General features: G+C 58.3%; 14 protein-coding genes and 1 other RNA gene. 7 read left to right on the top strand and 8 right to left on the bottom strand.

Features of this window, described 5'->3' with window-relative positions:
• Nucleotides 1-57: 57 nt before the first annotated feature.
• Nucleotides 58-753 carry a fumarylacetoacetate hydrolase family protein gene (locus tag BN3544_RS10460; RefSeq protein WP_026036535.1) on the bottom strand — a complete coding sequence of 232 codons (696 nt, stop codon included), beginning with the start codon at nt 751-753 and terminating at the stop codon, nt 58-60.
• Between the two features lie 126 nt (nt 754-879).
• Here BN3544_RS10460 and BN3544_RS10465 point away from each other — a divergent pair, with 126 nt between their 5' ends.
• On the top strand, nt 880-1,317 hold the full coding sequence (locus tag BN3544_RS10465) for a MarR family winged helix-turn-helix transcriptional regulator (RefSeq protein WP_019429335.1): 438 nt from the start codon (nt 880-882) through the stop codon (nt 1,315-1,317).
• Between the two features lie 26 nt (nt 1,318-1,343).
• On the opposite strand, the gene BN3544_RS10470 is transcribed toward BN3544_RS10465, so the two are convergent.
• The 6 genes from BN3544_RS10470 to trxA all read right to left on the bottom strand — a co-directional run bounded on the left by BN3544_RS10470 (nt 1,344) and on the right by trxA (nt 7,211).
• On the bottom strand, nt 1,344-1,646 hold the full coding sequence (locus tag BN3544_RS10470) for an antibiotic biosynthesis monooxygenase family protein (RefSeq protein WP_019429336.1): 303 nt from the start codon (nt 1,644-1,646) through the stop codon (nt 1,344-1,346).
• A 99-nt stretch (nt 1,647-1,745) separates the two neighbouring features.
• Nucleotides 1,746-3,107, bottom strand: a complete 1,362-nt coding sequence (locus BN3544_RS10475) for an MATE family efflux transporter (RefSeq protein ID WP_019429337.1) — start codon at nt 3,105-3,107, stop codon at nt 1,746-1,748.
• 3 nt (nt 3,108-3,110) lie between these two features.
• Complete coding sequence (locus tag BN3544_RS10480) at nt 3,111-4,844, bottom strand: hypothetical protein (protein WP_026036536.1); 1,734 nt, start codon at nt 4,842-4,844, stop codon at nt 3,111-3,113.
• A gap of 180 nt (nt 4,845-5,024) precedes the next feature.
• Entirely contained in the window at nt 5,025-5,288 is a 264-nt protein-coding gene (locus tag BN3544_RS10485) for a type B 50S ribosomal protein L31 (protein WP_019429339.1), read from the bottom strand.
• A gap of 85 nt (nt 5,289-5,373) precedes the next feature.
• Complete coding sequence (rho, locus tag BN3544_RS10490; RefSeq protein ID WP_019429340.1) at nt 5,374-6,636, bottom strand: transcription termination factor Rho; 1,263 nt, start codon at nt 6,634-6,636, stop codon at nt 5,374-5,376.
• A gap of 242 nt (nt 6,637-6,878) precedes the next feature.
• Nucleotides 6,879-7,211 (bottom strand): thioredoxin TrxA, encoded by a 333-nt coding sequence (gene trxA / locus BN3544_RS10495; protein WP_019429342.1) that lies wholly within the window; start codon nt 7,209-7,211, stop codon nt 6,879-6,881.
• Nucleotides 7,212-7,315: 104 nt separating this feature from the next.
• Here trxA and BN3544_RS10500 point away from each other — a divergent pair, with 104 nt between their 5' ends.
• The gene (locus tag BN3544_RS10500) at nt 7,316-8,635 is read left to right on the top strand and encodes a BaiN/RdsA family NAD(P)/FAD-dependent oxidoreductase (protein WP_026036537.1); all 1,320 of its coding nucleotides are present in this window, start codon (nt 7,316-7,318) and stop codon (nt 8,633-8,635) included.
• Nucleotides 8,636-8,718: 83 nt separating this feature from the next.
• Nucleotides 8,719-9,012, top strand: a complete 294-nt coding sequence (locus tag BN3544_RS10505) for a hypothetical protein (RefSeq protein WP_019429344.1) — start codon at nt 8,719-8,721, stop codon at nt 9,010-9,012.
• Between the two features lie 263 nt (nt 9,013-9,275).
• On the opposite strand, the gene ffs is transcribed toward BN3544_RS10505, so the two are convergent.
• Nucleotides 9,276-9,372, bottom strand: an RNA gene (gene ffs, locus BN3544_RS10510) — signal recognition particle sRNA small type.
• A gap of 152 nt (nt 9,373-9,524) precedes the next feature.
• Between ffs and dnaX the strand changes: the two genes are divergently transcribed.
• From dnaX to BN3544_RS10530, 4 genes are all read left to right on the top strand, one after another.
• Nucleotides 9,525-11,486 (top strand): DNA polymerase III subunit gamma/tau, encoded by a 1,962-nt coding sequence (dnaX, locus tag BN3544_RS10515; RefSeq protein WP_019429346.1) that lies wholly within the window; start codon nt 9,525-9,527, stop codon nt 11,484-11,486.
• 42 nt (nt 11,487-11,528) lie between these two features.
• Entirely contained in the window at nt 11,529-11,852 is a 324-nt protein-coding gene (locus BN3544_RS10520; protein WP_019429347.1) for a YbaB/EbfC family nucleoid-associated protein, read from the top strand.
• A gap of 17 nt (nt 11,853-11,869) precedes the next feature.
• Entirely contained in the window at nt 11,870-12,460 is a 591-nt protein-coding gene (gene recR, locus BN3544_RS10525; RefSeq protein ID WP_019429348.1) for a recombination mediator RecR, read from the top strand.
• A 192-nt stretch (nt 12,461-12,652) separates the two neighbouring features.
• A complete protein-coding gene (locus BN3544_RS10530) occupies nt 12,653-13,693 on the top strand; it encodes an ABC transporter substrate-binding protein (protein ID WP_036074872.1) in 1,041 nt (346 codons plus the stop codon).
• Nucleotides 13,694-13,715: the final 22 nt, after the last annotated feature.

Below are 13,715 nucleotides of genomic sequence, written 5' to 3' on the forward strand. Positions count from 1 at the left end.
TTAGCGCGGAAATAAGGGTAAACGCCAAGTATTTCAGGTTTCTTGCACTTTTATTCATTATTTGATGGCTACTTTCAGTTGACCTAAACCGGCCACTTCGCCAACCAGCATGTCGCCAGAGACCACGGCAGCGACCCCTTCCGGTGTGCCCGTGTAAATCAGGTCGCCGGCTTGCAGTTCCCAAGCGGCAGACAAATGCTCGATGGTTTCAGCCACGTTCCAGATCAGTTTGGCCACGTTGCTGCGCTGGCGATCTGTCCCGTTGACCAGCAGACTGATCTCGGCGTTGTTCACGTCGCCAGCTTGGGCGATGGGCGTGATGGGGCCGATGGGGGCCGAATGGTCAAAAGCTTTTCCAATGCACCAAGGGCGACCTTGTTTTTTCATCTCGTTTTGCAAGTCGCGGCGGGTCATGTCCAGACCCACGGCGTAGCCGTAGATGTGCTGGGCCGAATCGGCCGCCGAAATGTTGCGCCCGCCTTTGCCGATGGCCACCACCAACTCGATCTCGTGGTGCAGGTTCTGTGTCAAGCTGGGGTAGGGCATTTGGCCGGTCTGGCTGCTTTCGACCACGACCAAGCTGTCAGTGGGCTTCAGAAAAAAGAAGGGCGGCTCGCGGCCGGTGAAACCCATCTCTTTGGCGTGTTCTTCGTAATTGCGGCCGACGCAATAAATGCGGTGCACGGGAAAGCGTTCGGCATGGCCCAAGACGGGCACTGAGACCGTGGGCGTTGGGGGGACTACAAAACTCATGAAGCACTTTCTAAAGTGGAAGATGTGAAAGGTGGGTCAAAAAATTTACTAAGTGCGCTTACTATAGGAGGCAGCGCCAGCACAGCGATTGGTAATAACCCTTGCGACCCATGGAGAAAACCGAAAATGACCCCCAGCTTTGATTTGAACGCCGCGCCGGGACATCTGATCAGGCGGGCGCACCAAATTTCTGTGGCCGTTTTTAACAGGCATTTGGCCGCAGCCGATGTCACGCCTGTTCAGTTCGCAATCTTGAATGCCTTGCTCGATAGCCCTGGCATTGACCAGATCACTTTGGCCAAGCATGTCGCGTTTGATCCGGCCACATCCGGGTCGGTGATTGGTCGGTTGGAAAGCAAGGGCTGGGTGGAGCGCCGCGCTGATGAGGTCGACCGCCGTCGCAAGTTGCTTGTGCTGACATCGCTGGGCTTGGAGGCATTGGCGGGCATGCAAGGCGATGTGGCGCAGGTTCAGACCGACATCCTGTCGCCCCTTCCGGCGCATGAGCAAGCGCAGTTCATGCACTTGCTCAGACAGTTCGTGGCAGGTCACGAGACGCCTTGACAACGATGGCTTGCCGTGGCCGGCACTTATTGGGATTTGGCGGTCAGCTCGAAGTGTTCGACGTGAGGCGGTGCAGCAAAGAATGGACCGACGATGGCACGCCACTCGGTGAACAGCGGTGATTGACGGAAACCCACGGTGTGGTCTTCCAGTGTGTCCCAGAAGATTTGCAGCACATAGCGTTCAGGGCTTTCAATGCCGCGGTTGACTTTTCCGCCTTGAAAACCCTTGGCTTTGCTGGCCACGGTGTTCAGGCCCAGTTCAATGGCTTGTTCAAATGCAGCCTGTTGGCCGGGGTGGATGCGGATATCGGCGAGTTCGAGGATCATGGTTTGAATCGGATCGAAGTGAATTGACCCTCCACCTTAACGCATCTTGGGGGGCGAATGGACTCCGGCTTGTCAACTTCTGAGGGTCATGCCCGTAGTTCAGTTAGAGGCTGTTCGGGTTGGCGCGGGGCGAGAGGCATGCCAGACCATGGCCGCAAAAAGCACTGACACCAAAGCCAGCGCCGCCGTGCTGGTGACCCAGAATGTGTCCACGCTGGCACGCCGAGGCCAGCCCGCCCAATCGACGCCTTGATAGGCCAAGCGATAGCCGCCATACAAGCCCACGCCCCACAGCAGTGCGGTATAGACCACCAGCGGCATAACGGTGATCCGGTAACAACGCAGAAGGGAGGCGCACACCGCTTGCACGGCATCGGCCAAGTGATAAAGCGCGACCCAAGCCAGCCAGACTGTGGCCGCTTGCACCACGCTGGGATCGTTGCTGAATGCGTTGGCCAATGCTTCGCGGCCCATGAACAAGAGGGCAGCCCCTAACAATGCCGCGCCAATGGCCAGACCAATCCCTGTGCCTGCCGCGCGGCGGGCTTTGTGTGTCTGCCCCGCCCCGAGCCAATAGCCTGTGCGTGCGCTGCTGGCTATGCCTAAGGCCAGTGGCACCATGTAGAGCACTGCGGCCAGGCTGGCGGCAATTTGGTGGCTGGCCAAGGCCACAGCGCCCAAACGAGCGATGAACAAGGCCATCAAGGTGAACGAAGTCACCTCCACCATGATGGACAAACCGGCAGGCACACCCATTGCTAAAAAGCGCCGGATCATGGGCCAGTCTGGTTGTTCGGGGCGCCTCCACAATCGGTAAGGTTTGTAAATATCTTGCGTGCGCAACAGCCACAGGCCTGCCAGCAACATGAGCGTGTTGACCGACAGCGTCGCCCAAGCACAGCCCACAACCCCCATGCCAGCCAGACCGGCAATCCCAAAAGTCAATACAAACGACAGCGGCACCTTGACCAGCAAGGCGCCGGCTTGCAACCAGGTCACCAAACGCGGGTGCCCCAGACTTTGGTTGAGGGTGCTGTACATGCGAAACAGCAGCGATGGCACCAAAGCCAGCGCCAGGATGCGCAAATAAGCCCGCACATCGGGCCACAGCGCCTCAGGCACCTCAGTGGCCGACAGCCAAAGGTCTGGAAACCACAAGCCGCTGATGCCGATCACGGCAGCCCCTGCCGCAATGTAGAGTGCTTGCCGTACCGAACGTCCTACCTCGGCTTGGCGGCCACCGCCATGCAGCTCAGCCCAAACAGGCAGCAAAGCTTGCAGCAGCCCGTTCAAAGCCACATAAATGCTGATGTAAATGGACGAGGCCAAGGACAAAACAGCCAAGGCCTGAGGGCTGTAGCGGCCCGCGATCAAGGTGTCGGCGATGCCAAATGACATCACGGCCAGTTGCCCCACCAACACGGTGCCTGCATGGCGGGCGATGGTGCGCAGCTCGGACATGGCTCAGCGCACGGACGGGTCTGAAGGGGGGCTGGGCGTTGTGGCTGGCCGAAAAATGACCAGGGTTTCAACTTTGTCGGTAGGCCGCTTGATGGCCGCAACTTCCTCCCAACCCAAGGACTTGATTTTGGCCGACAGCAAAGATCGGTTGGCGTTGTCGATGACCAGCCAGGCGCAGTCAGGCTGCGGTGTTTGCATGGGAACAAGCCGAGCTTGGGCGTGGTACATCAACGCCGCGCCTTGCGCTTTGGAGATGCCTGCGTATTGGAGGCACGTGGTGGGGCCTGTGGTGCGCGTGATTTTTTGGACCAAGGGCGCGTAGCTGCGGGCGTAGTCGAGCAAGGGCAGCCACAAAGTGGTCAGCAACAGCCAACACAGCACGGCGCCACCTGCGGGCAGCACCAGGCTCTTCCAGATGGCAGCACGGTGGTAGCCCGTGCGCCACTTCACAAGTGCGGCCCATGCCAGCGTGGCCGTCAGTGCAACTGCAAAAGCACCAACTGAAAACGACGGTACAAATTCGGGCGCAAGCCGTGCCACATTGGCCGCCGGTCTGGCCGGGGTGCCCGTTTGCATGGCCACCCAAACCACCCAAATGGTGAGTGCGCAGACACTGAAAAACAGCAAAGTGAACCAGTCAATCAGGGCACCCAAACTGCGTTTGAGGGTGGGCAGCGCCAAGGCGGCCAAGGCGGCAATGGCGGGCAGCGATGTCAGCAGCGCCCGATCCGACAGGCCCGTGAACCAAGTGGCGCCCACCGTCACCAGCACAAACCACAGTGGCAAACCTAAGTGCGGAAAGCGCCAGCCCTGAGACAACTGACCGCGCCAGCGCCACAAAGCCCACAGGGCCAAAGGCCAGGCAGGCCAAGTGAACCAGGCGATCAACTTGGCCAGAATGTGCACGTCGACCATGGTGTGTGGCACAACGCGCCAACGCCACAAATCCAGTGCCCCAGCGGTGGTGATGCACAACAGGCCAATGAGGGCCATCAGGCCCAAGTCGAGCATGCTCAAACGGCGTTGTGCTGGATCTGCTTGAGCACTGGCGCAAATGACCGAGCCACCGATGCCCAGCCACAGCGCCAAAGTCGGCGCGCCAGACAAGGTCATGCCCAGCATGCCGATGGCCACTGCTGCGGCACTTTGAATGCGGTGACGGGCCCAAGTCGCCAGTCCAAAAAACAACAAAGCCCCAAAGCACAGCTGACTGAGCGCGGGCGTGGTTTCGTGTGCAAGCCGGGCCAAGCCCAGGCAAGCCAACAGCGCCAGCAAACCCCCATCGGCCATGGCTCGGGCGTAGTCCGCTGGTTTGGCCTCACCGCCAAACGCAAAGGCCACCGGCTGTGCTGCGGGGTGGCGCGTCAGTGCATACACCGCGTACCAAGTGGCCGTCAGTGTGGTGATCAGCATGCCGATGAATGGCAATCGGGCAAAGAGGTCTTCGAAGCCTGCAGGTGCCAGTCGAATGAAGGCTGCACCCAACCAATAAGGCAACAAGGCCAGGTTGCTGTCGGTGCTGCCCAGCAGTGTGGGTTTGAGCCAGCTGATGGCTTCGCTTGCCGCAGGTTGCGCCAATTGCAGCATGAAGCCGAAGGCTTCAATGTCTTGCGCTTTCCAAAGCGATCGACCCCAAAAGCCGGGCAACACATAGGCGGCGCACAACAACAGCAAGGCCACACGCGGCAGTCTGCGTACGGCACTTTGTGCCACGATGGCTGGGGTAGGGAAGTTCACAGGATCAAAGATATCAGGTCAGGGACAGTCATGGAATTGACTTTGCAAGGCGTGCGTCGGAGGCTTTGGCCTGCCACGGCCTTCGCACCCTTTTTGCCACCCTACTTCCACCATACTTCCACCATACAAAAAGGGCAGGCCGGTTGCCCGGGCTGCCCTTGGGGGTACACCAAGAATGAATTACTTGGCGATGGTGGTGGTCTTGCCGAAGCGGTTGCGGAATTTCTCCACGCGGCCACCCATGTTGTCGACCGACTTTTGTGTGCCGGTGTAGAAGGGGTGCGACTCGCTGGTCGTATCCAGCTTGTACAAAGGCAACTCGCGACCGTCTTCCATTTTGATCATCTCTTTGGTGTTAGCGCATGAGCGAGTCACGAACTTGAAACCATTGGACATGTCCTGGAAGCAAATTTCACGGTAGTTAGGGTGAATGCCGTCTTTCATGGGGAAATCCTTTTATTTTCGCTACGGTAGCCACACTTCAGCCTATCTGAGTGCACTTTCCGCAAAACCTGTCGATTATAGGGCATCAACCGCCGCGCCGCATCATGTCAAAGAACTCAGAGTTGTTCTTGGTCGCTTTCATGCTCTTCAAGACCATTTCCATGGCTTCGATTTCGTCCATGTTGTACATGAATTGACGCAAGATGCGGGTTTTTTGCAGCACTTCGGGCTGCAACAACAGTTCTTCACGGCGTGTGCCACTGCGGTTGAGGTTGATCGCCGGGAACACGCGTTTTTCATACAAACGGCGCTCGAGGTGGATTTCGCAGTTGCCCGTGCCCTTGAATTCTTCGAAGATCACTTCGTCCATGCGGCTGCCGGTGTCGACCAAGGCGGTGGCAATGATGGTCAGGCTGCCGCCTTCTTCCACATTTCGGGCCGCGCCAAAGAAGCGCTTGGGGCGTTGCAAAGCATTGGCGTCCACGCCGCCAGACAGCACTTTGCCCGACGAGGGCACCACATTGTTGTAAGCGCGGGCCAGGCGGGTGATCGAGTCGAGCAAAATAACCACGTCTTTTTTCAGCTCGACCAAGCGCTTGGCACGCTCGATCACCATTTCGGCCACATGCACGTGGCGTGAAGCGGGTTCGTCAAAGGTGGACGAGATCACTTCGCCGCGCACGCTGCGCTGCATCTCGGTCACTTCTTCTGGGCGCTCGTCGACCAGCAAGACCATCAAGTGCACATCAGGGTAGTTGGCAGTGATGGCGTGCGCGATCTGCTGCATCATCACCGTCTTGCCCGACTTGGGCTGCGCCACGATCAGGGCACGTTGGCCGCGGCCGATGGGGGCAATGATGTCGATCACGCGGCTGGTGATGTTTTCTTCACCTTTGATGTCGCGCTCCAGACGCATCTGTTCTTTGGGGAACAGGGGCGTCAAGTTTTCGAACATGACTTTGTGTTTGTTGTTCTCGGGCAGGTCGTCGTTGACCTTGTCCAGCTTGGTCAGGGCGAAGTAGCGCTCGCCATCTTTGGGAATGCGCACTTCGCCTTCGATCATGTCGCCGGTGTGCAGATTGAAGCGGCGCACCTGGCTGGGACTGATGTAGATGTCGTCGGTGCTGGCCGTGTAGCTGGAATCGGGGCTGCGCAAAAAGCCGAAACCGTCGGGCAGAATTTCCAGCACGCCATCTGCAAAGACCTGTTCGCCCGCTTTGGCACGTTTTTTGATGATGGCAAACATCAGCTCCTGTTTGCGCATGCGGCCGGTGTTCTCGATCTCGAGCGCGTCGGCTTGCTTCAGGAGTTCGGACACATGAAGTGCCTTGAGTTCATTCAAATGCATGGATTTGGCCTGTGGCGAATCGGTCCGTCGGGGACCGTTTTCAGATAAGCGGGTGGAAATGTTCAGAACCGGTTGCCGCCCGGGGTTGGGGGCTGGTGCTTCCGGCAATCAAGGCGCTGGTCCCTGTTCGGGTTGCCTTGCGGAAATTATGACAGGTTTTGAAGTGGGCCAGAAAACAAAAAACCGGGTCATGAATGCCCGGTTTTTGGGGGTGGTCTGAGCAGCTCAGGCCAAAGCCGATATCAAGCCAATTGCTGGTCGATGAAAGCGGTCAGTTGTGACTTGCTCATCGCACCTACTTTGGTGGCGGCCAACTGACCATCCTTGAAGATCATCAGGGTCGGGATGCCGCGAATACCGAACTTGGCGGGAATGTCGCGGTTGTCGTCCACGTTCATCTTGGTGATCTGCAGCTTGCCTTCGTAGGTGCCAGCCACTTCGTCCAGTATGGGGGCAATCATTTTGCAAGGGCCGCACCATTCAGCCCAGAAGTCGACCACCACGGGTTGGCTCGACTGGAGAACGTCGGCTTCGAAAGTGGCGTCGGTAATGTGTTTGATCAGATCGCTGGCCATGGCCTTTTCCTTGTGAACATTGAAGATGCGGCTAAAGTTGCGGCTATTTTGACAGAATCCCAAAGCGCTCGCCTGTCGCGCAGGCGTTGCCAACACATAAATTCATGACTTCCTCTGCTGCTGCTTCCTCCGCTTCGTCCGATTTTCCTGTTCTCGAGGCCCAGGTGGCCATTGTGGGCGGTGGCCCCGCCGGGTTGATGGCCGCAGAGGTGTTGTCGCAGTCGGGCGTTTCTGTTCATCTGTTCGACGCCATGCCGTCTGTTGGACGTAAATTTTTGTTGGCCGGCAAGGGGGGCTTGAACCTCACCCATGCCGAGGCGCCGGCGTTGTTTCGCACCCGTTATGGCGATCAGCAAATCCAGGCGGGCCAATGGCTTGACCAGATGGATGCTCAAGCCGTTCGTGATTGGGCCAAGGGCCTGGGGGTGGACACTTTCGTGGGCACTTCTGGTCGTGTTTTTCCTGAGGAAATGAAGGCAGCGCCTTTGCTTAGGGCTTGGTTGCATCGTTTGCGGCATCCGGCCTCAGGTGTGCCAGTGCAATTTCACATGCGCCACCGCTGGCAAGGCTGGGTAGGAGAACATCTGGTTTTTCAGCCCACAGGCCAAGTAGGCGTGACGCGTGTTCATGCCCGCGCGACCTTGCTGGCCTTGGGGGGGGCCAGTTGGCCGCGCCTGGGTTCCGATGGCGCCTGGGTGCCGCTGCTGGCCGAACAACATGTGCCCATCACCCCACTGAAGCCTGCTAATTGCGGGTTTGATGTTTTGGGCCGGGAGGGCCAGGGTTGGACTGAACACTTTCGCAGCCGCTATGCGGGCCACCCGCTCAAGTCGGTCGCACTCAGGGTTGAGGCCACTGTGGGCCCGCAGGGTCAGTCTGAGGGCGAAGCCCGATTTGAGCGCAAAGGTGAGTTTGTCGTCACCGATACCGGTGTGGAAGGCAGCTTGATTTACGCTGCATCGGCGTGGTTGCGCGATGACCTGGCCAAAGGGTCTGCGCAATTGGTGTTGGATTTGTTGCCCGACAAATCGCTGGATCAGGTCCGTTCAGAGGTGCTCTGGCCACGCGGTAGCCGCAGTTTGTCTAGCCATCTCAAAAGCCGCTTGGGCATTGATGGGGTGAAGCTGGGGCTTTTGTATGAGCTTTGTTCGCCTGAAACCATCGCCAACCCGGAGGCTTTGGCGCTCAGCTTGAAAGGCTTGCCTGTCCCTCTTAAAAGCGCAAGACCGGTGGATGAAGCCATCAGCACGGCGGGTGGGGTCGATTTGGCAGGATTGACACCTGAGTTGATGTTGGCCCAAAGACCTGGTGTGTACTGCGCTGGCGAGATGCTGGACTGGGAAGCCCCGACGGGCGGCTATTTGTTGACCGCTTGTTTGGCGAGCGGCTACCGCGCAGGTTTGGGTATTTTGACGAATTTGTAACAATTCAACACAAATGGTGTATTCCAAGAGCTCATGTGCTGCGTTGTTGTTCTGTGAGTAACATCATCCTAAACGAGGTCGACATGACGCCAGAAGCTTCCCAGGAATACCAGCGTGCCGTTGAAGAGGCCGCCAACGCTTTCATGAAAGTGATGGCATTGCGTGGTTTCAATGTTCGCGATTACCCCCAAAATTTTGTGGCTCAAATGGCGAATCAGACGCGTTTGGCCTTTGAGACAAACCGAAACGGCGCTCACAAAAACGCCGATCACTTGGTTTCTGAGTTGTTGCGCGCTGCCCCAACTGCCCCTCAACTGGTGACCGCCGCCAAAGTCAAATCTTTGCCTTTTCCAGCGCTACGCCGTCGAATGGCCTGAGTCTTTGCTGACCCACTGTTGAATCGGTGGTGTTGGCTGTATCGGCGGACAGCAGGATTTTGTGACAATAGTCAGTATGGAACCGAGCTTTTGGACTGAACGTATTTACCTGATCAGCTGTCGTTTTGCCGGGTACGTCATGCTCAATGTGGCAGACGATGCGGCGATGTTGGCTTTGATTTTTTGCTGAGGTCACAGCTGAAAGTGTTTATTTGCAAGACTTTTCGCGCTGAAAGTCCTTGAAATTGCCCCAATAAATGTAAGTTGACGAGCCTTGACCCCGGCACTGGCTCCACAGTTAGGGCTGCTTGGTTCCCCACCTGACCCGGTTGGCCGCTTCACCATGCGGGAAGGCCCGTCAACATGAATTGTAGGCGAGCTTGCTGGTGCTTTTCAGCCCTTGGCTGATTTTTCCTGTTTTCCTCAAGGCCAAGCTGCAGGCTTGACCAATTCCAGCGACTTGCCAAAACAAGCCCCAAATAGTGCATCTTCAGCCCGATAGAATCAGGCCCATGTCATACCTTGTTCTCGCGCGCAAATACCGCCCTCGCAATTTCACCGAAATGGTGGGGCAAGAGCACGTGGTTCAGGCCCTGACCAATGCTTTGGTGCAGCAGCGCCTGCACCATGCCTACCTGTTTACGGGAACTCGGGGGGTGGGCAAGACCACTGTGTCGCGCATTTTGGCCAAGTCTCTCAACTGCCAGGGTGTGGACGGGCAGGGCGGCATCACTGCCGAGCCGTGTGGCGTGTGCCAGGCTTGCCGTGATATCGATGCCGGACGTTTTGTGGATTACACCGAGCTGGACGCAGCCTCTAACCGAGGCGTGGATGAGGTGCAGAGCCTGCTCGAGCAGGCGGTTTACAAACCCGTGCAAGGGCGCTTCAAGGTCTTCATGATCGACGAGGTCCACATGCTGACCAACACCGCGTTCAATGCGATGTTGAAGACGCTGGAAGAGCCGCCTGAGTATTTGAAGTTTGTATTGGCCACAACCGACCCGCAAAAAGTGCCTGTGACGGTGTTGTCGCGGTGTTTGCAATTCAATTTGCGCCCGATGGCCCCTGAGACCGTGTTTGAACACCTGACGCAGGTGCTGGCCGCAGAGCAGTTGCCTGCCGAGCCTTTGGCTTTGCGCCTGTTGGCCCGCGCCGCCCGTGGCTCCATGCGCGATGCTTTGAGCCTGACCGATCAGGCGATTGCCTTCGGCAATGGCTTGGTGCAAGAAGCCGGTGTGCGGCAAATGCTGGGCAGCGTGGACCGCAGCCATGTGCTGCACATGATCCGTGCGCTGACCGATGGCGACGGGGCTGCCGTGGTGGGCCAGGTCAATGCCCTTCGCTTGCAAGGTGTGTCGGCTGCCGCCACCCTGGAAGACATGGCGATGCTGCTGCAACGCATGGCGGTCATGCAGATGGTGCCCAGCATGGCGCAAGACGGCGATGATCCCGATACCCAAGGTTTGGCAGAACTGGCCCAAGCCATGCCAGCCGAAGAAACCCAGCTGCTTTACAGCCTGTGCCTGCACGGACGCACCGAGTTGGGCTTGGCCCCGGACGAATACGCGGCGCTGACCATGGTGTTGCTTCGCTTGCTGGCTTTCAAACCCCCAGCGGGATTGGCTGAAAAAAAAAGCCCGCGAATCAACACCCAGTCAGTAACTGAAACATCTTCGCGAACGCCAGCGCTACCTTCAGAGCCGACCACGGTCACTGCAACTGCTGCTGCCATCCTTGTAAGTGCCCCTCTTGTAACTGCTACCGCAGCGGCCGCTGTCGTTTTGCCAGCCATAGCGGCAAAGCAGCCAGAGGCGGTTGGCCTGTCTCCAGCCGCAAAGCCAGACCGCATGGACATGTCCATGGCGGCAGCCGCCCAGATGCCCGAACGCCATCCCGTGGCTGAACCACCGCCTTGGGAGGACTGGCCCGACACAACCGACTACGCCGATCAAGGCTCACACGCAGCGGCATCCGGACACACAGAGGTTTCTGCGCCAGCGTTGCGGTCTTTGCCAGTGCGAGAGGCTTCTGAGCCTTCGGCTCGGGTAGACATCCCTCGTCAAACCACGCCTACCGCGGTGGAAATAACCCCTGAAGGCAGTGTCTGGCTTGAAGCGGTGCAAGGCCTGATGGCGCAAGAGGCCATTACTGCCTTGGTGCGCGAGTTGGCTTTGCAGTCTCAGTTGCTGGCCCGCGATGCGGACCAATGGCACTTGCGCGTAGAGCGTGAGACGCTGAACCATGCGGCAAGCCGGGAGCGTTTGCAAGCCGCTTTGCTGGCCGCAGGGCATGGTGATGTCAAATTGCACATTGAAATCGGTCCTGTTGCTGACAGCCCGGCCAAGCGTCTGGCAGTGCTGGCCGCCGCCAAAATGGTGGCCGCCCAGGAACTGATCCAGAGCGACCCGCTGGTGCAGGCCATGGTGCGCGACTTTGGCGCCCGCATTGTGCCCGGCAGCATCCAGCTGATTTGATTTTCCCGCAACACTTTTCATATCCCCTCTAAAGGAAACCCCATGTTCAACAAAGGACAACTCGCCGGCTTGATGAAACAAGCCCAAGCCATGCAGGACAACCTGAAAAAAGCCCAGGACGAACTGGCTTTTGTCGAGGTGGAAGGCCAATCTGGCTCGGGCATGGTCAAGGTGCTGATGACCTGCAAGCACAGCGTGCGTCGCGTGACCATCGACCCCAGTCTGCTGGCCGATGACAAAGACATGCTGGAAGACCTGGTGGCAGCGGCTTTCAACGACGCTGTGCGCATGGCTGAAGAAGTCTCACAACAAAAAATGGGCAAGCTGACCGCCGGTTTGCCGCCCGGCATGAAGTTGCCTTTCTGATCGACTGACTGCTCGATATGGCCGATACCCACGCGCTTGCCACTTTGGTCCAGGCCCTCAAGGGCTTGCCGGGGGTGGGCATCAAGTCGGCCCAGCGCATGGCTTTTCAGTTGTTGCAAAACGACCGGGCCACGGCACGGCAGTTGGCCGCTGCTTTGGGCAATGCCGTCGAGAAAATTCGGCACTGCGCCTGTTGCCACACCTTCACAGAAGCCGAGTTGTGTGACACCTGCTTGGACATGACGCGCGACCGCACGCTGTTGTGCGTGATCGAAACCCCCGCAGACCAATCGGCCATTGAGCGCACTGGCACGTATCGGGGTTTGTATTTTGTCCTCATGGGCAAACTCAGCCCTTTGGATGGCATTGGCCCGCACGACATTGGTCTGGCCAAGCTCAAGCAGCGTGTGGCCGATGGGGTGCTGGCCGAGGTGATTTTGGCCACCAACTTCACGGCCGAGGGTGAGGCCACGGCCCATGTGATCTCGGAGATGATCCGCCAGCAAGGCTTGAAAGTAACCCGACTGGCGCGTGGCGTGCCCGCAGGCAGCGAGCTGGAATATGTGGATTTGGGCACCATTGCCCATGCCTTGGTCGACCGGCGCTGAAGCTCCTCACAGATGGGTGCGCCGCCACGGCTTGGGGGTGCTCTTTGGACAGCAACATCCTCTTGAACGAGGTGTGCCCCTAGTTGAAATCCATTACGTGAAAACCCGCTCGGGATCAATCCTGATGCGTGATTACGGCCTTGTCCTTATGCTCAAGTCATCGAATTTTCGATGGTTTTTTGGAGCCCGGTTGTGTCTGACCTCGTGTGGCGGCGACGTTCTTTTTTGCTGTCGGCGGTGGCCGCCTTGGCAGGGCCGTCGGCAGCTTGGGCCGCGGTGGATCCTTTGCGGGGCGCGCAGCGTGTCACCATCGCCTTGGCGGCCAGGCAAAGCCTGTATCACTTGCCACTGACCCTTGCAGAGCACTTGGGTTATTTCAGGCAAGCGGGCATCGCGGTCACATGGTTGCCCCAAGAATCGGGTGCCAAGGCTTTGGCCAGTGCATTGCAAGGGCAGGCTGATGTGGTGGCAGGCGCGTTTGAGCATTTGTTTGGCTTGCAGCACAAAGGCTTGAGTTACCAAGCGTTTGTTCAGATGGGACGAACCCCGCAGCTCAGTTTTGGCGTGGCGCCCCGTTTCGAGTTTCGTTCGGTGATGGCGCTGAAGGGGGCCCGTGTGGGGATTACTTCGTTGGATTCCAGCACCCACTGGATGACCTGTCAGTGGCTTTTGCAAAATGGATTGCTGCCCGAAGACGTGGTTTTTGTCGAGGTCGGCTCCTCTGCCGGGGTTGTCGATGCGCTGCGCACGGGCGCGATCGATGCGTTATGCAACCCCGATCCGGTCATGTATGGGCTAGAGCAGAAAAACGAAATCCGTGTGATGGGCGAAACGCGCACCCTGATGTCTACCCGCAAATTGATGGGTGGTCCGGTCCCAGGGGCCTGCTTGTTTGCAAGGGCTGATTTTTTGCAGCGTCAGTCCGATGTGGCGCAGGCTTTGAGCGATGCCGTGGTGCATGCCTTGAAGTGGCTGCAAACGGCCGGTTTGACCGACATTCTGAAGACGGTCCCCGCACCGCACTGGTTCGGAGACCGGGCGGTTTACCTGGGTGCGTTTGAGAAGTTGCGTGAGTCGTACGCGCTGGATGGTCTGATCGACGGCGATGCCGTGCGCACTGCCTGGCGAGCCCATTCCCGTTTGCCCGGCCGTTTGAATGGGGTGCGCTTGTCTGTAGCACCCACTTACACCAATGCGTTTGCCGTCAAATCTAAAAGCCGGTTCGCCGCTTGAGGGCTGTTAGGCCCGCAAGCGG

It is taken from the genome of Limnohabitans sp. Rim47, assembly GCF_001517545.1.
In the GTDB taxonomy this organism is placed as follows: Bacteria; Pseudomonadota; Gammaproteobacteria; order Burkholderiales; family Burkholderiaceae_C; genus Limnohabitans_A.

What these genes read in the sequence shown, in the direction of transcription:
- BN3544_RS10460 (WP_026036535.1), bottom strand. Translation starts at nt 753, where the DNA reads ATGAGTTTTGTAGTCCCCCCAACGCCCACGGTCTCAGTGCCCGTCTTG.
- BN3544_RS10465 (WP_019429335.1), top strand. Translation starts at nt 880, where the DNA reads ATGACCCCCAGCTTTGATTTGAACGCCGCGCCGGGACATCTGATCAGG.
- BN3544_RS10470 (WP_019429336.1), bottom strand. Translation starts at nt 1,646, where the DNA reads ATGATCCTCGAACTCGCCGATATCCGCATCCACCCCGGCCAACAGGCT.
- BN3544_RS10475 (WP_019429337.1), bottom strand. Translation starts at nt 3,107, where the DNA reads ATGTCCGAGCTGCGCACCATCGCCCGCCATGCAGGCACCGTGTTGGTG.
- BN3544_RS10485 (WP_019429339.1), bottom strand. Translation starts at nt 5,288, where the DNA reads ATGAAAGACGGCATTCACCCTAACTACCGTGAAATTTGCTTCCAGGAC.
- rho (WP_019429340.1), bottom strand. Translation starts at nt 6,636, where the DNA reads ATGCATTTGAATGAACTCAAGGCACTTCATGTGTCCGAACTCCTGAAG.
- trxA (WP_019429342.1), bottom strand. Translation starts at nt 7,211, where the DNA reads ATGGCCAGCGATCTGATCAAACACATTACCGACGCCACTTTCGAAGCC.
- BN3544_RS10500 (WP_026036537.1), top strand. Translation starts at nt 7,316, where the DNA reads ATGACTTCCTCTGCTGCTGCTTCCTCCGCTTCGTCCGATTTTCCTGTT.
- BN3544_RS10505 (WP_019429344.1), top strand. Translation starts at nt 8,719, where the DNA reads ATGACGCCAGAAGCTTCCCAGGAATACCAGCGTGCCGTTGAAGAGGCC.
- dnaX (WP_019429346.1), top strand. Translation starts at nt 9,525, where the DNA reads ATGTCATACCTTGTTCTCGCGCGCAAATACCGCCCTCGCAATTTCACC.
- BN3544_RS10520 (WP_019429347.1), top strand. Translation starts at nt 11,529, where the DNA reads ATGTTCAACAAAGGACAACTCGCCGGCTTGATGAAACAAGCCCAAGCC.
- recR (WP_019429348.1), top strand. Translation starts at nt 11,870, where the DNA reads ATGGCCGATACCCACGCGCTTGCCACTTTGGTCCAGGCCCTCAAGGGC.